Annotated in this window: 19 protein-coding genes and 1 other annotated feature; of the genes, 7 read left to right on the forward strand and 12 right to left on the reverse strand. The window is 30.6% G+C overall.

What is annotated here, in order from left to right:
* Nucleotide 1: 1 nt before the first annotated feature.
* The 5 genes from KPL55_RS07960 to KPL55_RS07980 all read right to left on the reverse strand — a co-directional run bounded on the left by KPL55_RS07960 (nt 2) and on the right by KPL55_RS07980 (nt 6,098).
* Complete coding sequence (locus KPL55_RS07960; protein WP_216306184.1) at nt 2–1,162, reverse strand: NAD-dependent epimerase/dehydratase family protein; 1,161 nt, start codon at nt 1,160–1,162, stop codon at nt 2–4.
* 37 nt (nt 1,163–1,199) lie between these two features.
* Nucleotides 1,200–2,042 carry an NAD-dependent epimerase/dehydratase family protein gene (locus KPL55_RS07965; protein WP_216306185.1) on the reverse strand — a complete coding sequence of 281 codons (843 nt, stop codon included), beginning with the start codon at nt 2,040–2,042 and terminating at the stop codon, nt 1,200–1,202.
* A gap of 51 nt (nt 2,043–2,093) precedes the next feature.
* Nucleotides 2,094–2,693, reverse strand: a complete 600-nt coding sequence (locus tag KPL55_RS07970) for a sugar transferase (protein ID WP_216306186.1) — start codon at nt 2,691–2,693, stop codon at nt 2,094–2,096.
* A 23-nt stretch (nt 2,694–2,716) separates the two neighbouring features.
* A complete protein-coding gene (locus KPL55_RS07975) occupies nt 2,717–4,606 on the reverse strand; it encodes a polysaccharide biosynthesis protein (protein WP_216306187.1) in 1,890 nt (629 codons plus the stop codon).
* 655 nt (nt 4,607–5,261) lie between these two features.
* Complete coding sequence (locus KPL55_RS07980) at nt 5,262–6,098, reverse strand: YihY/virulence factor BrkB family protein (protein WP_216306188.1); 837 nt, start codon at nt 6,096–6,098, stop codon at nt 5,262–5,264.
* Nucleotides 6,099–6,417: 319 nt separating this feature from the next.
* Here KPL55_RS07980 and KPL55_RS07985 point away from each other — a divergent pair, with 319 nt between their 5' ends.
* The gene (locus KPL55_RS07985; protein WP_216306189.1) at nt 6,418–7,218 is read left to right on the forward strand and encodes a nitrilase-related carbon-nitrogen hydrolase; all 801 of its coding nucleotides are present in this window, start codon (nt 6,418–6,420) and stop codon (nt 7,216–7,218) included.
* A gap of 524 nt (nt 7,219–7,742) precedes the next feature.
* Here KPL55_RS07985 and KPL55_RS07990 read toward each other — a convergent pair.
* The 3 genes from KPL55_RS07990 to KPL55_RS08000 form a co-directional block, all read right to left on the reverse strand.
* Nucleotides 7,743–9,608 carry a polysaccharide biosynthesis protein gene (locus tag KPL55_RS07990; protein ID WP_216306190.1) on the reverse strand — a complete coding sequence of 622 codons (1,866 nt, stop codon included), beginning with the start codon at nt 9,606–9,608 and terminating at the stop codon, nt 7,743–7,745.
* A gap of 376 nt (nt 9,609–9,984) precedes the next feature.
* On the reverse strand, nt 9,985–10,362 hold the full coding sequence (locus KPL55_RS07995) for a hypothetical protein (protein WP_216306191.1): 378 nt from the start codon (nt 10,360–10,362) through the stop codon (nt 9,985–9,987).
* A gap of 87 nt (nt 10,363–10,449) precedes the next feature.
* Nucleotides 10,450–10,719, reverse strand: coding sequence for a DUF1294 domain-containing protein (locus KPL55_RS08000; protein ID WP_216306192.1), 270 nt, complete (start codon nt 10,717–10,719; stop codon nt 10,450–10,452).
* A 236-nt stretch (nt 10,720–10,955) separates the two neighbouring features.
* On the opposite strand from KPL55_RS08000, the gene KPL55_RS08005 reads away from it, so the two are divergent.
* Entirely contained in the window at nt 10,956–11,888 is a 933-nt protein-coding gene (locus KPL55_RS08005) for a DUF4405 domain-containing protein (protein ID WP_216306193.1), read from the forward strand.
* Nucleotides 11,889–11,958: 70 nt separating this feature from the next.
* Here KPL55_RS08005 and KPL55_RS08010 read toward each other — a convergent pair whose 3' ends face one another.
* Nucleotides 11,959–13,692 carry a PAS domain-containing sensor histidine kinase gene (locus tag KPL55_RS08010; RefSeq protein WP_216306194.1) on the reverse strand — a complete coding sequence of 578 codons (1,734 nt, stop codon included), beginning with the start codon at nt 13,690–13,692 and terminating at the stop codon, nt 11,959–11,961.
* Nucleotides 13,693–13,896: 204 nt separating this feature from the next.
* Nucleotides 13,897–15,282 carry a PTS transporter subunit EIIC gene (locus tag KPL55_RS08015; RefSeq protein WP_312887251.1) on the reverse strand — a complete coding sequence of 462 codons (1,386 nt, stop codon included), beginning with the start codon at nt 15,280–15,282 and terminating at the stop codon, nt 13,897–13,899.
* 268 nt (nt 15,283–15,550) lie between these two features.
* Between KPL55_RS08015 and KPL55_RS08020 the strand changes: the two genes are divergently transcribed.
* Nucleotides 15,551–16,750: an enolase C-terminal domain-like protein gene (locus tag KPL55_RS08020; protein ID WP_216306195.1), complete on the forward strand. Its 1,200-nt coding sequence runs from the start codon at nt 15,551–15,553 to the stop codon at nt 16,748–16,750.
* A gap of 32 nt (nt 16,751–16,782) precedes the next feature.
* On the opposite strand, the gene KPL55_RS08025 is transcribed toward KPL55_RS08020, so the two are convergent.
* Entirely contained in the window at nt 16,783–17,496 is a 714-nt protein-coding gene (locus KPL55_RS08025; RefSeq protein ID WP_216306196.1) for a GntR family transcriptional regulator, read from the reverse strand.
* 226 nt (nt 17,497–17,722) lie between these two features.
* On the opposite strand from KPL55_RS08025, the gene KPL55_RS08030 reads away from it, so the two are divergent.
* On the forward strand, nt 17,723–18,808 hold the full coding sequence (locus KPL55_RS08030) for a diguanylate cyclase (RefSeq protein WP_216306197.1): 1,086 nt from the start codon (nt 17,723–17,725) through the stop codon (nt 18,806–18,808).
* A gap of 238 nt (nt 18,809–19,046) precedes the next feature.
* Here KPL55_RS08030 and aspS read toward each other — a convergent pair whose 3' ends face one another.
* The gene (aspS, locus tag KPL55_RS08035) at nt 19,047–20,333 is read right to left on the reverse strand and encodes an aspartate--tRNA(Asn) ligase (RefSeq protein WP_216306198.1); all 1,287 of its coding nucleotides are present in this window, start codon (nt 20,331–20,333) and stop codon (nt 19,047–19,049) included.
* Between the two features lie 52 nt (nt 20,334–20,385).
* Nucleotides 20,386–20,611, reverse strand: a binding site (T-box leader).
* 244 nt (nt 20,612–20,855) lie between these two features.
* Here aspS and KPL55_RS08040 point away from each other — a divergent pair.
* Genes KPL55_RS08040 through KPL55_RS08050 form a run of 3 tightly spaced genes read left to right on the forward strand, consistent with a single transcriptional unit; the run spans nt 20,856 to nt 23,193 of the window.
* Complete coding sequence (locus KPL55_RS08040; RefSeq protein ID WP_216306199.1) at nt 20,856–21,227, forward strand: GntR family transcriptional regulator; 372 nt, start codon at nt 20,856–20,858, stop codon at nt 21,225–21,227.
* Nucleotides 21,228–21,260: 33 nt separating this feature from the next.
* The gene (locus KPL55_RS08045; RefSeq protein ID WP_216306200.1) at nt 21,261–22,151 is read left to right on the forward strand and encodes an ABC transporter ATP-binding protein; all 891 of its coding nucleotides are present in this window, start codon (nt 21,261–21,263) and stop codon (nt 22,149–22,151) included.
* Nucleotides 22,144–23,193 (forward strand): ABC transporter permease subunit, encoded by a 1,050-nt coding sequence (locus tag KPL55_RS08050; RefSeq protein ID WP_216306201.1) that lies wholly within the window; start codon nt 22,144–22,146, stop codon nt 23,191–23,193. Before KPL55_RS08045 ends, KPL55_RS08050 begins: the two co-directional genes overlap by 8 nt.
* Nucleotides 23,194–23,225 lie beyond the last annotated feature (32 nt).

Genomic DNA, 23,225 nt, shown 5'->3' on the forward strand with positions numbered 1-23,225 from the left:
TTTATTTCTGAATTAACATACCATTTGCTTTCATTTCTTCTAAAGAAAGCTCAAATTTACCATCTTCTAATAGCAGTTTGTTATCACTATTTTCTTTTAATACCCAGTTTGCAAATTCTTTCATACCATTCTCAAAAGTATAAACAGGATCAAATCCACATAATTCTTTAGCTCTACTTATATCTGCTATGTTATGTCTAATATCACCTTTTCTGAAATCCCCTGAAACTTTTATTTCAGAATTTGACTTATACAATTTCTTCAATGTTTCTGCAACTTGTATAACAGATATATTTTCTCCACTACCTACATTTATATGTTGGTAATTAGTAGAATCATTTTCAACCGCATTACAGGTAGCTGCTGCTACATCACTAACATGAACAAAGTCTCTACTTTCTTTTCCATCCTCAAAAATATTAATGTTTTGGTTTTTCAATAACATTTTAGAGAATATTGAAAGGATACCCGTATAAGGATTATTTAAAGATTGTCCAGCACCATATACATTTTGATATCTATAAATAGTATAAGGTATATCCATTGTAGGACACATTACCTCAAGCATTTTTTCTTGTGCAAGTTTTGTATATGCATAAAAAGAAATAGGTGTTAAGGTACACTCTTCTGTTGTAGCCTTAAGTTCAACATTTCTACCACATACAGGACATTTCACTTCAAAATCTCCATTATTCATATCATCAATCTCTCTAGATTTAGGAACAATTATACCATGCTCTTTGCAAAAATACATTCCTTCTCCATAAACAGAACGTGATGATGAAAGTATTATTTTCTTTATAGGCAATTTATTCTTTAATATAACTTGAAGTAAATTTGATGTTCCTTTGATATTTACATCAGTATATCTATTAATCTCATACATAGACTGGCCTGTCCCAGTTTCAGCTGCAAGGTGGATTATATAATCTACTCCAACAAGCGCCTTTTCTAAATCTAAGCTATTTCTAACATCACCTTTTATAATCTCAGCTTTATCTTTTATATTTTTATAAAGATATGAATCTTCATAATTACTTCCATGAATTTGCTCTGAAAAATTATCAAGAACAACTATCTCATACTTTCCTTTTCTATATAAGTTATCAACTATAGAATTCCCTATAAACCCTGCCCCACCTGTTATTAATACTTTACTCATCTTTTCTTTTCTCCTCTCTGTTTATAATTAGGAACCCCTACTTCTTAGCAGTTGCGCCTAGAATGCTTTGTATTTTAGTATTGTCTCCCCATACTGCTGGTGAATCATATTTTCTATCAGGAAAAACACCATATTCTAATTTTATCTTAAAATTATTTTCTTTAATAAATTCTTCAACCCTTTGCGCAAGTGAAATCGGATTACCCGAACAACAATTAATTATACCTTTAATTTCTGATTGTGTTGACGTTGCAACTATTTGCTCTGCTAAACCTTCAATGCTAATAAAATCATATTTATTTTTACCAGTAGTAAATGGAAAATTAGCTTTACCTTCCATTTCCGCTTTTGTAATTTTAGAAAATATAGAGTTACTTTTTAAATCGTCACCAATTATATAATACCCTCTTAACCATTGAAGAACTATTTCATCGTCTTTGGTCAACAGTTCGAGAGCTTGCCTTAAACTATTCTTAGCTATACCATATAAGCTCGAAGGGTTAGTTGGTGAATTCTCATCAATAGCACCTTCCCAATATCCAACCTCATGCATTGTACCCATAACTGATAAATGTTTAAGTCCTCCACTTATCATATTACTTAGAAATGTATAATGATTATACAAATCTTCAATATGAGTTTGTGAATTATGAACAAATCCATTTCTCCATGCCATGTGTATACATATATCTGGTTTTCCTAGTTTCTCATATATATCTTCTTCTCCATTAAATATGGGTGTATATATTTTATTAGCTCTTTCATCTACTCCGTCAAATCTAAAATCACAGGCATCAACTTCATACCCATGATTTAATAACGTTTCTACAATATGGCGACCAATATATCCATTGGCACCTGTAACTAAAACCTTTTTCATATATCAACACTCCTAAATTTTATATTATAGATCTTTTATATTATAGATCTTTTATACTATAGAATTTTTAGACTTATTCTTTTTTTGGCCCTCATCATTTACTCCCTCAGCTTTTAAAACCTTAAATACTGTACTAAATAGTATTTTTATATCAAGCATAAATGATTTATTTTTTAAATAATATAAATCATAATCAGTTTTTTCACGGTCATCATTATTATCTCGCCCATTAATTTGCGCCCAACCTGTAACTCCTGGTAATAATTTATGAACTCCTACCTTTGTTCTCATATCCTTAAGTTTCTTTTGATTAAATAGTGCAGGTCTTGGTCCCACAAAAGTCATATCTCCTTTAAGAGTATTAAGTAGTTGTGGAAGTTCGTCGATGCTAGTTTTTCTTAAAACTTTTCCAATGCTTGTTATATAACTCTTCGAACCTTCTAGTTTATCAGTTGCTACATTGGGAGTCCCAACTTGCATTGACCTAAACTTATAGAACTTAAAAAGCTCATTGCCTTTACCTATTCTCATCTGAGTAAAAAGTACTGGACCTTTTGAGTTTAACTTTATCAAAACTCCTACAATCAAAAGTATTGGTGATAAGATAATTAATATGATTAAACTAATTATAACATCTAAAATTCTTTGCATAATTTCCTCCTACATCTTCTTAATTACTCTGCTGCTTCTGCTTCTTCCGCTGCAATTTCAGGTTCTAAAACATTTGCAGTTCTATTATATGTTGGAACTATGTCTTCTATTTTTTTGTAAAGTAATTCTAAATCATCTTTCTCGATAATCACAGCTAATTCATTCATTCGCTCTTTCATTACACTTAAATCACTAAACGTTGGTTTCCCAATAAAAATCTTTTCATGTTTAGTATTTATAAGCCCTTCTTCACTCATTAGAAGCTCTTCATAAAGCTTTTCACCTGGTCTTAGACCTGTGACCTCTATTTTTATATCTACATTAGGCTCGAACCCTGAAAGCCGTATTAAATCCCAAGCTAGATCATATATCTTAACAGGTTTACCCATATCAAGAACAAATATTTCTCCACCTTGTGCATAAGCTCCGGCTTGAAGCACTAATTGTGATGCTTCTGGTATTGTCATAAAGAACCTTGTTATATATTTATTAGTAAGTGTAACTGGCCCACCATGAGCTATTTGGTTTTTAAATAGTGGTATAACTGAACCATTACTCCCTAGTACATTTCCGAATCTAACTGCTACAAATCTAGTCTCACTTATATTATCCATAGATTGTATAATCATTTCACACATTCTCTTAGTAGCACCCATAACGTTAGTTGGGTTTACTGCTTTATCTGTAGAAATCATTACAAATCTCTCTGCATTAAACCTATGAGCACAACTTGCAACATTAAAAGTTCCAAACACATTGTTTTTTATAGCTTCCATAGGACTTTCTTCCATTAGCGGAACATGTTTATGAGCAGCAGCATGAAAAATAATATTTGGTTTATATGTTTCAAAGACATTCTCAAGTCTTAGTTTATCTCTAACTGATCCTATTAATACTTTCAAATCTAATTCTGGATACTTATATTGAAGTTCCATTTGTAGATCATACGCATTATTTTCATATATATCAAAAATAATTAGTTGCTTTGGTCCAAATTTTATAATTTGTCTACATAATTCAGAACCAATAGAACCACCACCGCCTGTTACTAAAATCACTTTATCATGAATGTACCCTGCGATACCATCCATATCAAGAACCACCGCTTTACGTCCAAGTAGATCCTCAATATCGACTTCTCTAATTTGACTTAAAGAAGATTTCCCGTTTATTATTTCATACATACCTGGAATAATTTCTATCTTACAAGTGGTTTTTTTACATATCTCTAAAATTGCACTTTTATCCTCGTCTCCGATTGTTGGAATTGCTAAAAGTATTGTATCTATACCTTTTTCCTTTGCTATGGTTGGTATATCGTTCCTGCTTCCAAGAACCTTTACCCCCATAATGTTGTTTCCTTTTTTGTAATCTTCATCATCAATTACAGCTACAGGTCTATATTTACTCTGATTGCTGCCCTTCATCTCTTTAATTACCATAGCTGCTGCTTCTCCAGCTCCAATAATCATTACTCTCTTTCGATCATTCTTATTTGCATTCCAATTTATTATACTCTCGAATCTAGCGAAGATTCTAAAGGACATTCTTAAAACAAGTATAAAGATTATAATAAAAGCACAAGCTATTATACTTACACCATATGCAAATCTATGACCAATGATCCTAACAAATATTATGGTTGCTACATTCGCAGTAAGGCACGCGGCAATAGCAAGCATAAATTCATCTATACTCGCATAACTCCAAAGACTATCGTAGAGCTTAAAGATAAAAAAACAACCTATATATATAACCGTTACAATTAATGCCACCGTTTTATAATCATTTGCATAAAACATGAAATTTCTAAAATTATATCTATAAAAGAACCCTAGTATATATGCCACGTTGATTAGTGCTGCATCACTAAGAATTAGTATCGGCTTTTTCCATTTTCCTAAATTCTTCATAATTATCCACCTTTTCTTAATATCAATATATATCATTTAAAGTATAAATTGACATTTAATATATTAATTTTTCATTTCCACTACGAATTAGTATACCATAATACCTCTCGATAAGTGTTAATCTTTTATGAAACTTATATTCTCAGAATAAAATTTTTTTTTCATTTACATATATTTGTTCTATTATTAACTAAATATAACCTAATTTTACACACTTAGTCCATTTTAATTATAACTTGCTTAGGTAAACAGTATTATATGGAGATTTTATAAAAATAAATCATAAGAAATTTACGTTGATAAGCTTGGGGGTATACGCTTAGGGGGTGTGGGGGGAGAGGTGTTTGATGTTAGTTTTGGACATTTTATATTAATAGAAGGAATAGTTTTTTTGGATAACCCGTATTGGACTCTTCTAGACGTATTAATTTCTCTGGAGTGACTTGCAATAAGAGATGCAGAAACTATTAAATTCGGTTTAGCAATTCTTCTTTTGCGACTGTAAAACTCTCGTAAGGCAGCCAGGAAGGCTGCCTAGCGAACCTGAGACAGGACGTCGAATGTGAGCGTTAGAGAGTTTTACATAAGCAAAAGATTAGAATTCCTTAATCTAATTTCCAGTTTCAAATTCTTATTGCAAGGCAGCAATGAGAATTCAATACTTTTTGCACTTTGGTTTTTCTTTGCCTTGTTTCTCGAAAGCAATTAATGCGTTAACTTCTCCTCCGAATAGTATTATTATAGAAATTATATAAAGCCATAACATTAGCACTATTACTGCACCTATTCCACCATATATACTAGAGTAATTGCTAAAATTATTTACATAATACGCAAACCCTAAAGAAGATATTAACCAACCTAATGTACTAACTATGGATCCAGGCAATACTTCTTTCCATGTAAGTCTTCTACACGGGGTAAAATGATATAATGAAGCAAATATAAATGCCATTCCACATAGCGATACCAAATACCTTATAATATCCCAATTTAATATGAAGTTACCAGACAAATTTAACTTTGTTGCAATAATTCTTCCTATCATTCGTCCAAATACAACTAAGGATACTGCTACAATAATTGATAACACGAGACCTAACAGGAACAATATAGATATAACTAGTATTTTCCAATAAGGCCTTGTTTCTTCCTCATCATAAGCTTTATTTAATCCTTTTATTACAGCTCTAAAGCCGCTTGACCCTGACCAAATAGCACCTATTATACTTAATGATAATAAATTTCCACTTGTTGAACCCAAAACATTAACAACAGTATTGTAAATTAAATCAAAAGTACTTTTAGGCATTATTTGTTGTAGATACACAAGCACATCTGTGCTTTCTAAATTGCTATAACCTAATAAACTAATAAGAAGCAATAAAAACGGGAAAAATGATAACAGTAAATCATAAGCAAGTTGAGCTGCTAATGCAGCGATATCGTCATCTATAACTCTACAAAAGAGATCTTTTATACTTTTTAACATGTAGTCGCCACCCTTCTCGGTTTTCAAATTCAATTATTTAAGATGCCTAATTAACTAAGGCTTAATTTTCAATCTTTAGTAATATTATTTGCTTACTTTATACTTTCATTATATACCATCTGCAATGGCACTACATTTATATAATATGTATTATATAAGGATAATATTAGTATGCAATAAATTTCTCGCTATAATACATCTAAATAATATTGGTTTGACTTCAATAGTACGCTATAATATGACTATATATATGAAGGGGCATTTTATCGCCTTACTAAAACCAAGTTATAATTTAATAAATAAAAAGGAGGCAAACGATATGAAATTAGCATTAGCCCAGATGGAAATTACCTTTGAAGATAAAACCAAGAATAAAGAAACCGCTATTGAATTTATAAAGCAAGCCGCTGACCAAAATGTAGATATGATCTTATTTCCTGAAATGACTTTAACGGGTTTTTCTATGAATACTTCTCTTGTAGGGGAAGATAATAATGAAACTATAGAATTCTTCAAGAAATTGAGTTCTGAATTTAATATAACCATAGGGTTTGGATATGTACAAGGCACCACTAATTGTAGAAATAACTTTTCTGTAGTCTCGCCTCAGAAAGTACCCGGAGACGCACCTACTAGTGTAGAACTTGTAAACTACACTAAAATACATCCTTTCTCCTTTGGATCAGAAAGCAAATTTTATGAAAGTGGAAATGAAATCAAATTATTCAATGCTTTCGGTTTTACCATCGCACCTTTTATCTGTTACGATTTACGTTTTCCTGAAATATTTCAGATAGCTTCAAAAACTGCAACCTTAATTACTGTTGCATCCACTTGGCCAATGAAACGCCGTGAACACTGGATCACTCTTTTAAAAGCGAGAGCCATAGAAAACCAATGTTACATTGCTGGGATTAATAGGGCTGGAGAAGAAAATGGTCTTATCTATAGTGGCGACTCCATGATTATAGATCCATTAGGGAATATAGTCAGTAGTCTTTATATGGAGGAAGGTTTGGTTATAGCAGATATCTTACAAGATGATGTTATTAAGATTAGGGAGAGGTTTAAACTTAAAGAAGATAGAAAAGATAGTTTGTATTGCAGTTTATATAGGTAACCAATGAAGATTCTCCCGAGAGCCTTGAAATAAGAGTTTAAAATATGAAATTTCATTAAGAAATTCTAGACTTTTGCGAATATAAAATTCTCTGCCGCTCACATTCGCCGTCCTGGCTCAGGTTCGCTAGCCTGCACGTCCTGTGCAGGCTCACGAGAATTTTATATTTGCAAAAGAAGAATTTCTAAATGGAATTTCAATGTTTTTGCACTTCTTATTTTTAGTCACTATGGAGAATCTTCATATTTTATATTATGAATTGGTTCGTAAGCTTATTTCATGTAATGAAGATTATCACAAAGAGCTTGATATACGATGTCTAAACAGAAAATTCTCGGCCTCTGTGAGCACGTAACAATTATTAATTGTTACGTGCTCACATTCGGTGTCCTGACTCATGAGAATTTTAAATTAGCAAAAGAAGAATTTCTAAATGAAATGTCAATGTTTCCGAACTTCTTATTTCAAGTCACTATGGAGAATCTTCATATTTTATATCTCATATTATTAATTATTTTGAAACCTTAGGCTTTTTCTGGTTGTGTAATATTTGCACTTCTATTATATGTGGGAACTATCTCTTCTATTTTTGCATATAATAATTCTAAATCATCTTTCTCGATTATTACAGCTAATTCATCCATTCGCTGTTTTATTACGCTTAAATCACTGAACGTTGGTTTGCCTATAAAAATCTTTTCGTGTTTAGTATTTATAAGACCTTCTTCACTCATTAGAAGTTCTTCATAAAGCTTTTCACCTGGTCTTAGACCTGTAATTTCTATTTTTATGTCTACATTTGGCTCGAAGCCTGAAAGCCTTATTAAATCCCAGGCTAGATCATATATTTTTACTGGTTTGCCCATATCAAGGACAAATATTTCTCCACCTTGGGCGTAAGCTCCGGCTTGTAGTACTAATTGCGATGCTTCTGGTATTGTCATAAAGAACCTAGTTATATATTTATTAGTAAGTGTAACTGGGCCACCATGAGCTATTTGGTTTTTAAATAGGGGTATAACTGACCCATTGCTTCCTAATACATTTCCAAATCTAACTGCTACAAATCTAGTTTCACTTATTTTGTCCATAGATTGTATAATCATTTCACACATTCTCTTAGTAGCTCCCATAACGTTAGTTGGATTCACTGCTTTGTCTGTAGAAATCATTACAAACCGCTCTGCGTTAAACCTATGAGCACAACTTGCAACATTAAAAGTTCCAAACACATTGTTTTTTATAGCTTCCATAGGACTTTCTTCCATTAGTGGAACATGTTTATGCGCAGCTGCGTTGAAAACAATATTGGGTTTATATGTTTCAAAGACATTTTCAAGTCTTAGTTTATCTCTTACTGACCCTATTAATACAATCAAATCTAATTCTGGATACTTATACTGAAGTTCCATTTGTAGATCATAAGCATTATTTTCATATATATCAAAAATAATTAGTTGTTTTGGTCCAAATTTTATAATCTGTCTGCATAATTCAGAACCGATAGAACCACCACCACCAGTTACTAATATGCTTTTATCATGAATGTAACTTGCAATACCATCCATATCAAGTAACACTGCTTTACGCCCCAGTAAATCCTCAATATTGACTTCTCTAATTTGACTTAAAGAAGATTTTCCATTTATTATCTCAAACATACCTGGAATAATTTCTATCTTACAATTCGTTTTTTTGCATATTTCTAAAATTGCACTTTTATCTTCATCTTCTATAGTTGGAATAGCTAAAAGTATAGTGTCTATAGCTTTTTCCTTTGCTATGGAAGGTATGTCCTTCCTACTTCCAAGAACCTTTACCCCCATAATATTGTTTCCTTTTTTGTAACTTTCGTCATCAATTACAGCTACAGGTCTATATTTGCTCTGATTACTGCCCTTCATCTCTTTAATAACCATAGCAGCTGCTTCTCCAGCTCCAATAATCATTACTCTCTTTCGGTCGTTCTTAGTTACATTACAATTTATAATACTCTCGAATCTAGCGAAGATTCTAAAAGACATTCTTAAACTAAGTATAAAAATAATAATAAAAGCACAAGCTACTATACTTACTCCATATGCAAATTCGTGCCCAATAATCCTTACAAAAATAATGGTTGCAACATTTGCAATAAGGCACGCAGCAATTATAAGAATATATTCATCTATACTTGCGTAACTCCAAAGGCTTTTATAGAGCTTAAAGAGAAAAAAGCAACCTAAATATATAACTGTTACACTTAATGCTACCGTTTTATATCTATTAGCGTAAAACATAAAATTCCTGAAATTATATATATAAAAAAAGCCTAGTATATATGCCACGTTGATTAGTGCTGCATCACTTATAATTAGTATCGGCTTTCTCCATTTTCCTATATTCTTCATAATTATCCACCTTTTTTATATTGTTTACTATTTTTTTATATAATTTTACATTTAATACATATTTCTTTCATTTCCACTACGAATTAGTATACCATAATCTCTCTAGATAGGTGTTGATGTTTTATAAAACTTATATGACTTATTTTCAGATAATTTCGACTTATCCACAAAATAAAGAAAGTTATCCACTAAATGAGGATAACTTTCTTTTATTGTACCTTAACGGAACCATATTATGCTAATAATATAATATTTATGCATGATTATTTAATTTTATAGTAAAGTTATCCACAGGCTGGGAATTAATCTCAACGTGGATTCTAACATTTTCTTATGTATATCATTAACAGCTATAAATTTATCTTGCCTACTTTAATTATGCAATATCATTCAAGTTACTGTTACTTGTAGTCATTATTTCAACATTTAATAAACCATTTTTTATTTCTTTAACATCTTTTGAAGTATTCTTTGTAGAAAGCTCTATCACATCAATTTTTTTATTTACATTCTCTACAATATCATTATGGTCCTTTTCATTCTGAGCCATATGTGATTTTTGCACTTCTGCAATAGTTTCAACTTTACTAGTTAAATCTTCTATTAATAAAGTGTTTCTCTCCACTTTAACGTTCAAAGCAGTTAAATCTTGCTTTACAGCAGTTAAATCATTTTTTATGTCCTTAATATCAGTTTTAAATAAAGAAAACTCTATATACATCTTTTCCATTAATTCAAATGTTTTATCGTCCAATTCATTACCACCTTTAAAGATTTTCTAATGATCTCGCCCTTTATTATAACCTCAAACTTATAAAATTTCAAGGCAAAATCGTTAAAATTATATCACCTTGTAAATGTATTTTAAAAATATAAATATTTGTACTATCAGTATGGCAGGTATTCCTATTACAAATTTATTATGTTTTGTTTTATGCCTAAATAAACGCATACCCATAAATATTCCCAAAGACCCAAACGCCAACGCTATAGCGAATAAAGTGTTTTCTGGAGTTCTCCATTTTCCCTTTCGCGATTTGTTTTTATCTGAGTACATCACAAAAACACCGTACAAGTTTATTGCTAAAATATAATATAGAAATAATTTCATTGTTTTTCCTCCATTTCGATTCTGGTGGCTTAATTATATAATAAATAGCCCTTTAAAATCAATGGTGTTATTTTTGCTACGCTCATCGATTATTAAATCACATAAAGTTTACATAAATATTTGATAATTCCTATTTATTTATTTGTTAATATAAGTATATAGAAGAATTGAAAGCTACTAAATATCTGTTTGTTTGGATAGTTTTAGCACTTATTTATAATTAGGAGGGGTCAGTTATGAAAAAAATAAATTTAATAAAAATTACGTTAGATATCATAATGGTAGTTGCTTTTGTACTACTATTTAATTACAAAACTCCCGGGATGTTATTTCACGAAGTTGTAGGACTTGCTATAGGTGGTGTGATTTTGATTCATTGTGGATTAAATTGGAAATGGATTAAAGGCATAACTTTAAAAATATTTAAACATAAATTACCTTTAAAAACTAGAATTGGGTACATTTTAAACATACTTTTGTTACTTAGCGTTATATTCATAATTATTAGTGGATTATTAATTTCTAAAAAGCTATTTCCTGGTTTAGCATTAAGTGGCGGTAAGGGCCTACAGGGTTTACACATATCTATATCCTATTTTTGCCTTTTATTAATAGGAATTCATATTGGTCTTCACTGGAACTTCGTAATGAATTCTTTTAGAATAATATTTAAAATAACAGAGCAAAAGAAAATATATTCTTATATATCAAGGGTTTTGGCTGTTTTATTATTAACCTTTGGCATATACAGTGCTTATAACGTAAACTTTGTCTCTAAAATTACAACGATTAGTGCTTTTAGCACCTCTAGCGGTGGTGGCGGTGGAGATATGAAAAGAGGAGACTTTAAACCAAACGAAGATGGCACTGGCTTCTCTCAAAAAGATGGTGATTCATCGGAAGCTGGAGGTTTTGCCACACAAGAGGATGCAACTTTGGCAAGTGATAGTGCTGTAGCACCAGATGGCAATACTAAGCATCAAGAAAATGGCAATTCAACAAGAGGTGCTGGTGGTCGGCCACAAGGAAATGGAAAACAAATGGGCGGTGGCCAAAATAATACTAGTATTCTAGGAATTATTACATCTTATCTTGGAGTAATATCAGTATTTTCTATAATAACATTTTATGTAGAAAAACTATTTACTAAAAGGAAGAAAATAGTTTAAAACTTTAAAGCTAAGGATAATGAATACTCCCTTACTTTTATTTTCACAATAAAGGCAAGGGAGTATTAAATTACGAATAAACATCTGAAAGTTCCACTCGTATACTTTGATTTGTACTTGGCACTTTGCTACTATACATCATATTCTGACGTACTACTTTTCTTGAAGGAATCATAACTATAAACTTGCTTCCTATCCCAAATTCACTTTCAACGGATATTGTACCACCATGTAATTCTACTATCGACTTAACTAAACTTAAGCCAACACCTGTACCTTCTGCATTTCTTGATAGAGATTTATCTACTTGCCTAAATCTATCAAATATCATATCCAAGTTTTTTTCTTCAATTCCAATGCCATTATCGCTCACTGATATTTCAACAAATTCATTTTTCTCTTTAAAAGCTACAAGTATTTCATCACCTTTGTCTGAAAATTTTATCGCATTCGATATTAGATTTAATACTATTCTCTCTATCTTTTCTGTATCACAAGCAATAATTTTTTCTTCTACATCCGTATCAAAAATAATATTTAAACCTTTACTGTCAGTAAAATCAGTAACTGACATCACTATTTCTTCTACAACTTCCACTATATTGTTATTGGATAAGTTCAATTTAAAAAATCCTGCTTCAATTTTTGATAAATCTACTATGTTATTAATAATTTTAGATAATCTATATGAATTTTGATTGATTGATTCAATATATTTAATAATTGTATCCTTCTTCTCATCAAGTGATCCACTAGTGCAATACATATTAAATAACTGAGCTGTTGCACATATAACATTTAATGGTGTTTTAAGCTCATGAGATATGTTAACAAGGAATTCTCCCTGTAATTTCAATGCTTCTTCCATAACTATAGTAGACTTTATTTCAGGAGTAACATCTACTATTAAAATTAATATTTCTTGTATTTCTCCATTTTTTTCAAACATGGGTTCAAAAATAACATTCCAATATACCTCTTTTTCATTTACCCAATGCTTTTTTTTATTCAAATGCTTAGTTTTCTTTTCTTCTAACACCTCCCTAATACTCTGGTAATAATCACTTGTTTTAAATGTTATAAATAAATCTTCAACCTTTTTACCTTTTAGTTGCTCGATTGATTTAAAATTAGTATTCAATAATGTAATTATACCAAATGCCTTTTTATTAGTATCCTTTATCTTTAAGTCTGGACATGATAATCTAACAACTGGTAAATCAAAAGTATCTATGATTTTGTTCAAAATTTCATATCGGCTTCTTATAGATTTTTCATGTTTTAGGTATTCCGTCATGTCCTTGGCACAAATCACCCCTAAAATAAATTTACCTTCACTGTCATAAATAGGGGTTCCACTAATATCTACTTGTATTGTTTTATGAGGAGACTTTATTATCATTCTCATATTTTTAAAAGTTTCACCGCTCATAACTCTAATGGATGGATTATTTTCCAAGTCAATTTTTTCTCCATCAACATCATAATACTCAGATTCTTTACATCCATCACCTATCTTAACTATGTCATGAGACGATAAAAATATTTCTCTTGCTTTTTTATTAAATAATGTATATAGTCCTTTATCATCAAAAAAACAAATACCATCAGCTATATTTTCTACGATAACTTCTAATTCTTCTTTCTGCTCTTGAATCTTTCTAGATTGATCTATTGTTTCCTCAAGAATTACTCCTTCAGATAAATTTTCAATTACACCAACTAGCTGTGCATTTTTTTGCTCTAACTCTTGAATTCTCTTATTTTGTTTCTCTAATTTTTTTTCAAAAACCCCTTCTTCCATAGTAACCACCCTTCTGAACTTATATTGTTATTTATATATCAAGAACCACCTAAATCTCAATTTAATTGTAACACAAATGTAATTAAGTTACTTTAAAACAATCTAGTAAAATATTGTCAATAATAGTTAAACCCTCAACTAATTAGTCGAGGGTTTCTATTTACACTTTAACTACATCTTTATTTTAGAAATTATAAATTACTATTAGTTTAATTCTATCTCTGTTTCTATTTTTTTATTAACTAACACATAAGTAATAGCAAAAGAAACCGCAATGGCTATTATAATTCCTAAAACTACATATAAGAAGTATGGTCCAATATAGGCAGCAAGGCTAAATATGCTAGAAGTAATATATGCATATAAACGAACTCCGAAAGCTGCGATAAATGCTGAAGACACCGAACTTCCAATTGTGGCTGCAATAAAAGCTTTACGATGTTTTGCTAGCACTCCAAATAATGCTGGTTCCGTAATTCCTAAAAGTCCTGAAACCGCTGCTGATAATATAACTGATTTTTGTTGTTTATTTTCTGTTCTAACATATATTGCTAAAGTTGCACCAGTGATAGCCATATTTGCCATGAACATCATGGGCATCAACATATCAAATCCATTTTCAGAGAAATTCTGTAGTGCTATAGGAGTCATTGCATGATGCATTCCTGTAAATACTGCAATAGGTCTAATTGCTCCTACAACAACTCCCGCGAGTATTGGTGATATAGCAAATAAAGCACGAATAACAATAGCAAGTCCATTACCTAAATACGTTCCTGCAGGTCCAATTACGATTAGTGTAAGTGGAATAATGATAAACAATGTTAGAGTCGGAGTAAATACTGTTCTTAATACCTCTGGCATTATTTTATCTACCCATTTGTGAATGTAACTTAAAGCCCAAATTGCAATAATAATTGGAATAACAGATCCACTATAATTGATAACAGGAATTGGCATTCCTAGGAAAATAAATTTGCTTATTTCGCCTGCTTTTGCTGCACTAATAAGTGTTGGATACATCATTCCGCCAGCAACAGCAAGTGCCATATAAATATTAGTTTTAAAGATTTTAGCAGCAGATACTGCTAAGAAGAATGGTAGGAAATTAAATACACCACTAGCTATTAAATCTATGATAATTACTGTATCACTTGTAGCAGATATTACCTTTAGCGCAAGCAATCCTGATAAGACCCCTTTGATCATACCAGCCCCTGCAATTGCAGGAACTATTGGACCAAATACTCCAGAAACTATATCAAGAAGTTTGGATACTATCCCTTTTTTCTCCTGCTTGTTTTGCGTATTTTTCGGACTCTCATTAGTAATTCCTAGTTTGTTATTTAAAGCCTCGTAATAACTTTCTACATTTGTTCCTATTACTATTTGAAATTGGTTGTTTTGTGATTTAGTACCCATTACACCTTGAAGTTTTTCAATATTATCTTTTTGTATTTTTGAGTTATCATAAAGATCAAATCGAAGTCTAGTCATACAATGCCATGCATTCTTTATATTTTCTTTACCTCCAACATATTTTATGATTCCATCTATTGTATCTCTGTTTACTTTATCTACTTTGTTCACTTTTTTATCCCCCTCGTATTTATTAATTCAATTCTTCTTGGCTACATAATAGCATATTAAAAGCTAGATTGAAAACGGTTAAAAAAACCAATAATAAATACAAACGCTTATATATCAACGTTTATATGAATTTTCCTTAGAATTGGTATGGTAATTAACCTAATAGCTATCAATTACCAAACCAAATTGACCTACAGTATATTATGTGTTTAAATTTAACTAATAAAGACATTTGATCTAATTAAATTTATTAAAGGAGCTGTTCTTTTTGGAACCAACAATTATTACTAATATATCCACTTTTATTGTGAAACCTTCTCGCCACAATCTGGTTGTAGTCAAAATAGAAACTAACAAAAATGTTTATGGATACGGTTGTGCAACATTTCAACAACGTCCTCTAGCAGTTGAGAGTATAATTGAGAACTATTTAAAGCCTTTATTAATTAATAGAGATGCTAATAATATTGAAGATCTTTGGCAAATGATGATGGTTAATGCTTATTGGAGAAATGGTCCAGTTATAAATAATGCTGTTGCTGGTATTGACATGGCATTATGGGACATAAAAGCAAAACTTGCAAATATGCCTCTTTATCAGTTATTCGGTGGTAAATCAAAGGATGCTATTGCCGCATATATGCATGCTGATGGTCTAACCTTAGATGAATTATTTACCAATGTGGATGCGCTTATTGAAGAAGGTTATCTTCATATTCGCTGCCAATTAGGTTTATATGGTGGCAAAAATCAACAAATGTCTAAACCAGATAACTCTACTGACGGCGCATATTATAATCCTGATGTGTATATGAGGGATACTGTGAATATGTTTGCAAAACTTAGAGAGCGTTACGGATACGACATTCATTTTATTCATGATGTACATGAACGTCTATCTCCTAATCAAGCAATTTCTCTTGCAAAAGATTTGGAGCCTTACAAACCGTATTTCTTAGAAGATATTTTGCCACCAAATCAAAATGAATGGTTAGCACAACTTCGTTCTCAATGTACTACGCCAATTGCTACGGGCGAATTATTTAACAACCCTATGGAATGGCAAAACATTATTATCAATAGACAAGTTGATTTTATCCGTTGTCATGTATCTCAAATTGGAGGTATAACACCTGCCCTTAAACTAGGTGCTCTTTGTCAAAACTTTGGCATTGGTATAGCATGGCATGGTCCATCAGACATGACTCCTATTGGAGTTGCTGTTAATGTTCATTTAGATATGTTTCTCCACAATGCTAAAATCCAAGAAATTCAAGTTGCTGATGAAAAAATCAAAAAACTTTTTCCTAACTCTGTAGAAGTTAAAAGAGGATATATTTATCCAAGTGACTCTGTTGGTATAGGTGTTGAATTTGACGAAGAAGCGGCAAAATCTTATCCCGTTGAATATCGTCCTCATGAATGGACCCAATCTCGAGTGCCAAATGGATCTATTCATACTCCATAAAACAAAAACTCCAAGTTATATTGGAGTTTTTGTTAATTCCCTCGTCTATGTTGAAGATTCTTTTCATTAAATGGCGAAATATAAGACACCGAATAATCTAAAACTATCATTTCACTATATTCAAAAACCTTAGAACTTTCTAAAATCCCTCTATTAACTATTTTCATTGCAGATATTCCTTTTTTACAATTGAGTATTGCTGCATCCGCCTTTCCCAGAATTACAGAACTGTAAGTAGTTATAAAATGTGAAATTTTATATCCTTTTTCAAACACATAGCTATGTACTGAATTTTTAATATCCTCTTCACTTAAATCTTCGAAATAGCTGCAGGGTAAATTGGATACTTCAATTTGAATTTTACGGTAATCTACCATCCTAACCCTTTTAAATTCCCATACTTCTTCATTATCGCTTATATCAAATATTTCTTTTAATACATTATCAGGTATAATTCTTTTAAGATATATTAATTCCGATCTAATTTCCTTAAATTTATTTTCTGTTAATGAATTATAAATTAAAGGGCTTTTAGAATAATCGTCCTTTACAAATATACCTGAGCCTTGAATCGATTTAACTGTCCCTATTTTAATTAGTTTCTTTAAAGCTTCCCTAATTGTGTACCTTGAAACCTTATAATGCGTAGCTAATGATCTTTCCGTTGGCAATTTTCCCCCAGCCTTGTATTTATTCTGATATATTTTACTTAACAGATCTTCAGCAACAAAATCTTTCTTTTTCATATTTATGTTGACTCCTTTACTTGTCTGTAATTTTATTTTCCATAACCAAGTTAATAATATCTGATTTCTAGTTTATTAATTATATAATAAATGCCGCAATGAAATCAATGGCGTTATTTTACTTGTATATCTACACATATAAAGTGTAATATAATATTATGATAAAATGAAAATTAATCTAGATATATTACTAAATATTATAAAAAGACGCTGAGGGGGACTATTTTTGCTTAGAGATTTATTCATAAACATGTTGATTGAAATCAGTTTTATAAGCATAGTAAGTCAATTAATAAAAAAATACGAAATTGGTAGTTCATCTTCTACCAAAATAAAAGTTATAACTGGTATTATAACAGGAATACTCGGAATAACTATAATGTTGTTTGGTGTACAAGTTGATGATAATACTATACTAGATTTTAGGAATGTTGTTTTAGCTCTTGCAGCTATACATGGTGGAACAATAGCTGTAATTATTTGTGGACTTGTAATTGCATTGTTTCGGGTAGCTTATTTCGGTATTAGTTCCGCCTCCCTCTTGGGATTTAGTTTAGTTATAATTATTATAATTGGCTGCGCTGTAATAGCTAATTTTAAAATTAAAACTAGTCAAAAATGGATTTATTCAACTGTATATAACTTATTTTTTTCAAGCATAATTTTTACAATATTATTAAAAGACAAATTAAATATTATGAACTTTTTGCTGATCTATTGGAGTACTACTTGTTTAGTCACATGGGTTATAGCTCATTATTCAGATTATTGCCTTACAGCTAACTCACTACTTAGAAGATTACAAGTCGAATCTACAAAAGATTTTCTAACAGGCCTTAACAATGTTAGAAATTTTGATAATTTATATAACTATGCAATTAAAAATGCAATAGAAAAAAAAGAGAAGCTATCGCTATTAATGATTGATATTGATTTTTTCAAAAGAGTTAATGATACATATGGGCATGCAGAAGGAGATATCGTTTTATCTGAACTCGGAAAGATTTTAACTAAAAACAGTAGAAGTTTTGACATAGTATCTAGAAATGGCGGTGAAGAATTTACTGTATTATTACTAGACTGTGCTAATGAACATGCAATCCAAATTGCTGAGCGTATTCGCTGCGGTGTTGAAACTCATCCATTTATTTTATCTACTGGAACCCAAATAGATATCACTGTATCGATAGGAGTTGCTAGTTATCCAGAAATCACAAATGAAATAGAAAAACTCTTAGAGATATCTGATATAGGATTATACGCTGCAAAACATTCAGGTAGAAACAAGGTGTGTTCAGGTAAGGAGTGTTAGGGTTTATGCCTATAAATAATGAAGGGCATTTAGAATATCTCTTAAGTAATAATCCTACTGATAAAAACTATGTTATCTGTTGATGGTGCTAAAGGTTATTTGCAAGGTATAACTTATTTAACTACGCAGCATATGACTTCTGATATAAAGCTTATTAAGGCCTGATAGTTTTCACTCTAGCGCAACTTATAGGCTTTTAATACAAAAACTGTAGCTAAATTTTTAGCTACAGTTTTATTTATGGAGTTAATCTAGTTCTGTCTCTTGGAAATAATGATGCTTCTCTAACATTCTCAAGGCCTAGTAATTGTGCTGTAATTCTCTCAAGTCCTATTGCTAGCCCGCCATGCGGTGGCATTCCATATTTAAAAATGGAAGTGTAATTATGATAAACCTCAGGTGTTAACCCTTTGTATTTAATATTATCAATTAACATATTATAGTCATGAATTCTCTGACCGCCAGTTGTAATTTCTACACCTCTAAATAATAAGTCAAAGCTATGAGTTTCAGTTTCACCTAAAGGCATTGTGTACATTGGCCTTTTTTTCCTTGGATAATGAGTCAAGAAAATAAAGTCACAACCAAGTTTCTCTTTTGAATATTTACAAATTAATTTTTCAGCATCAGGATCTAAATCTCCATCTAAATCTGATTTATTATATTCCTTGCTCAATATTTCTAAAACATCACTGAATTTTATTCTTGGAATTTTTGTTATCTTAGGTAAATTTACGTTTAAGATCTCTAAATATTTTTTCCCCTCTTGAGCTATTTTGTTTATTATAAATATTATTAAATTTTCTTCCAAATCCATAATATCTTTTTCATCCTCAATAAAGCCCATTTCACAGTCCATGCTAATATACTCATTAAGATGCCTGCTAGTATTATGCTCTTCTGCCCTGTACACATGTGCTACCTCAAAAACCCTCTCAAAACCAGCCCCTACCATCATCTGTTTATAAAACTGAGGGCTCTGAGCTAAGTATGCTTTATTTTCAAAATACTTTAATTCAAAAACATCAGTACCACCCTCTGCACCTTCTGCTACAATTTTAGGTGTAAAAATCTCTGTGAAACCTTCCTTAGATAAAAACTCCCTAAACCCCTGTACAATAAGATTTTGTATTTTAAATATTGAACTTATTTTTTCATGACGCAGGCTCAGAACTCTATTATTTAACATGGTATCTAAGTTAACCTCTAAGGTCTCCTTATTTATTTCTATAGGTAATTCTTCATTTACACTACTAATTAATTCAAATTGCTGGATTCCAATCTCATAAGGATTTAAAACATTCTTAGACTCCTTTACTTCTCCAAAAATTGATATAACAGATTCTAACTTTATATTACTCATATCTATAACACTGTTTTCTGCAATGCATTGTACGAAACCAGTTCTATCCCTCATTATAATGAATGTTATATTTTTTAATTTTCTTACTCGATAAACCCAACCTTTAATCAAAATTTCTTCACCTATTAAATTGCCTAATTCGTTTATCAAAAATCTTTTCATACACAACCTCTCCTTTATTTTATACAAAAAAATATAAGCCTCAACTTCTTATTATAGAAGTGAAAGCTTTTTCCACGGTACCATTCTACTTTGACAAAGTTTATTAAACTACGCCATCTCAACTCCCTATAACGGAGGAATCCGATTTATCTTACTTTAATTTTCAGATAAACTTCTCAGAGATGTCTTTCAATATTACTTTTCTCATGGAGCTTCCACCCTTCTCCACTCGCTTTAGATACTCGGATAACATTTACTCTTCTCTTCACAGAATTTTATGAATATTAGTTTATTACATTATATTACTTATTATTTGTTAAATCAATAGGCAAATAAATACATTATATTCTAACACAATAGCGCAATAAACAAATTTTATTTTAAATTACAAATATTTCTTAATTTACACTTGACAATATAACTGCAAGGTATTATATTTATAGTGTACTACACGAAGTAGTGCACCTAGTACTGATAATGCAAATATGTAAATTTATTTATTTATTGAGAGAAGGTGAACCCTTGATTAATATTGATAGTAGGAGCAGCAAACCTATTTATGAACAGATTATTGAGAGAATAAAGGAAAATATAATAAAAGGAATATTAAAACCTGGAGATAAGCTGCCTTCTGTACGGGAACTTGCATCCGCTATAACAATCAACCCTAATACAATAAGCAAAGCATATAATGAGCTGGAGCGAATGAAAGCAATTGAAGTTATAAGAGGAAAAGGTACCTTTGTATCAGAAAATTTCAAACCTGTAATAAACGAAGAAAAACTGATGACAATCAAAGAACATATGAAGGAAATAATTATTGAAGCACATTATATAGGGGTTAATAAGGATAAGTTAATTGATATACTAAATGAAATTTATAGTGAATTTTAAGCTATTAGAAAGTAATAAGTTGGGGGTGTTAGCTTGATAGATATAAAAAATGTTAGCAAGAAGATAGACGATAATTATATTCTAAAAAATATAGATTTACATGTAAATAAGGGGAGCATATTTGGAATAATTGGTGAAAATGGTGCGGGCAAAACTACGCTTATAAAATGCCTAACAGGTATTTATAGAGTAACTGAAGGCAGCATATTTATTAATGGTGAAGACGTCTTTGATAATAATAAAATAAAGCAGAGGATAGGTTATGTGTCAGATGAAAACCAATATTTTTCATCTTTCAAAGTAAAGGAGCTCTTAAAATTTTATAAAAAAACTTACAGTAATTTTTCGCAAGAGAGATTTGATGAACTTAATATAAAATTTAAAATACCTATTAACCGTAGAATACGCGAACTTTCCAAGGGCATGAAGATGAGAACCTCTATCCTATTAAATCTGAGTTTAAAACCTGATATTTTAATACTTGATGAACCTACATCTGGTCTTGATCCTGTAATCAAAAAAGAAATAATGTCCATCATTGTAGATGAAGTCGCCTCGAGAGGTGTAACTGTATTTATTTCATCACACCATTTGGACCACATTGAGAGAATCTGTGATAATGTAGCGATAATTAAAAACGGTGAAATAAAACTTATAGACTCTATGGAAAACGCTAAAAATAGCATAAAAAAACTTCAGGTGGTATTCAAGGATAATGATATTTCTGTCGAGAATTTATCTTCCCTTGATGGAGTAATTAAAGTTGAATCTATAGGTAGAGTAAAGTATATAATTACTGAAAACTACTCAAAAGCTTTAGAAAAAAATCTTTATGACATGGGCGCTGAGTTTATAGAGATTGTAGATATGAGCCTTGAGGATATCTTTATATATTTCGCAAACCAGGAGGATAAAAATGAATAAAATTGTTAATAAAGCTCTTTTCTATAAGGAATGGATAAATGTAAAATGGGTAACATTTTTAACTATTATTGTGCTTTTTTATTTTAAAGTCCAGGGCGTCATGTCAGTATTAAATCAGAATAAGATAACAATGCGGCTTGAGGGTAAAGTATGGACCGATAGATGGTTCAATAATGGACTTTATAAAAATAATAGTTATTTTTTTGTAATGGTATTCGTTGTAGTAATATTAACTATAATTTTATTCTTAGGGGAAAAAACCAGTGAAACCCAAGGATTTATAGCTTCTTTGCCATTTACAAGAAAACAGATACTACTTAACAAATGGTTTGTGGGAGTTCTATGTTTACTAATAAGTTTTGTAGTAGCATTTATAGTTTTAAGTTTGGTTTATGTTATAAATTTTAACAACCTTGATGCAACATTAAATCCATATTCTGATATAGTTAAGTGGTTTTTAATAGATACCTTACAGTATATTTGCATTTTTACTTTTATGGTGCTTGCGCAATCATTTATGGGAAATAGTATAGTGGCAGGTATAGTAGGTGCAATAATACTTATTGTACCAGCATTTATAGCAACAGTAGTACAGGACGTAATTGTGAGAGGTAGTAATGTTAGTGGTAATATTTATATAATTTATGATAAAGTTTATAGCTGGTCATTGATTTATACATACAATTTAACTGATCAGAAATGGGTTAATACTGAGCCTAATAGTGGTAAGGAAATGTATAGAACTTTTTATTATACTAATTATAAATTAAAGTTATTAATACTTTTTATATTGACTTGCTTATTTTTGTACCTAGCTCATGTATCCTACAAAAAGAGAAACTTAGAATATAATTTAAGGCTGATAGTCTTTAAAAATCTAGAACCTGTCTTTAGTTGGGGTTTTGCAGTTTGTTTAGGACTTTTTGCTGGCTTTAGTTTTAAAACGGATTTAAGTGTATTTTTTATTTTAGTTATCGCTTTCACCATCTTAGGCTACTTTCTATCTAAACTATTGCTTAAGGTTTTATCATCTACAAAATAATGCTTTTAAAATTTAATTCTATATTAGGTGGG

The organism is Clostridium lacusfryxellense, from assembly GCF_018861735.1.
In the GTDB taxonomy this organism is placed as follows: Bacteria; Bacillota; Clostridia; order Clostridiales; family Clostridiaceae; genus Clostridium_AD; species Clostridium_AD lacusfryxellense.

Coding starts and splice junctions, on each gene's coding strand:
- aspS (WP_216306198.1), bottom strand. CDS start 20,333: ATGAAAAGATTTTTGATAAACGAATTAGGCAATTTAATAGGTGAAGAA.
- KPL55_RS07975 (WP_216306187.1), bottom strand. CDS start 4,606: ATGAAGAATTTAGGAAAATGGAAAAAGCCGATACTAATTCTTAGTGAT.
- KPL55_RS07990 (WP_216306190.1), bottom strand. CDS start 9,608: ATGAAGAATATAGGAAAATGGAGAAAGCCGATACTAATTATAAGTGAT.
- KPL55_RS08025 (WP_216306196.1), bottom strand. CDS start 17,496: ATGAAAAAGAAAGATTTTGTTGCTGAAGATCTGTTAAGTAAAATATAT.
- KPL55_RS08000 (WP_216306192.1), bottom strand. CDS start 10,719: ATGAAATTATTTCTATATTATATTTTAGCAATAAACTTGTACGGTGTT.
- KPL55_RS07985 (WP_216306189.1), top strand. CDS start 6,418: ATGAAATTAGCATTAGCCCAGATGGAAATTACCTTTGAAGATAAAACC.
- KPL55_RS08010 (WP_216306194.1), bottom strand. CDS start 13,692: ATGGAAGAAGGGGTTTTTGAAAAAAAATTAGAGAAACAAAATAAGAGA.
- KPL55_RS07960 (WP_216306184.1), bottom strand. CDS start 1,162: ATGAGTAAAGTATTAATAACAGGTGGGGCAGGGTTTATAGGGAATTCT.
- KPL55_RS08050 (WP_216306201.1), top strand. CDS start 22,144: ATGAATAAAATTGTTAATAAAGCTCTTTTCTATAAGGAATGGATAAAT.
- KPL55_RS08005 (WP_216306193.1), top strand. CDS start 10,956: ATGAAAAAAATAAATTTAATAAAAATTACGTTAGATATCATAATGGTA.
- KPL55_RS07965 (WP_216306185.1), bottom strand. CDS start 2,042: ATGAAAAAGGTTTTAGTTACAGGTGCCAATGGATATATTGGTCGCCAT.
- KPL55_RS07980 (WP_216306188.1), bottom strand. CDS start 6,098: ATGTTAAAAAGTATAAAAGATCTCTTTTGTAGAGTTATAGATGACGAT.
- KPL55_RS07970 (WP_216306186.1), bottom strand. CDS start 2,693: ATGCAAAGAATTTTAGATGTTATAATTAGTTTAATCATATTAATTATC.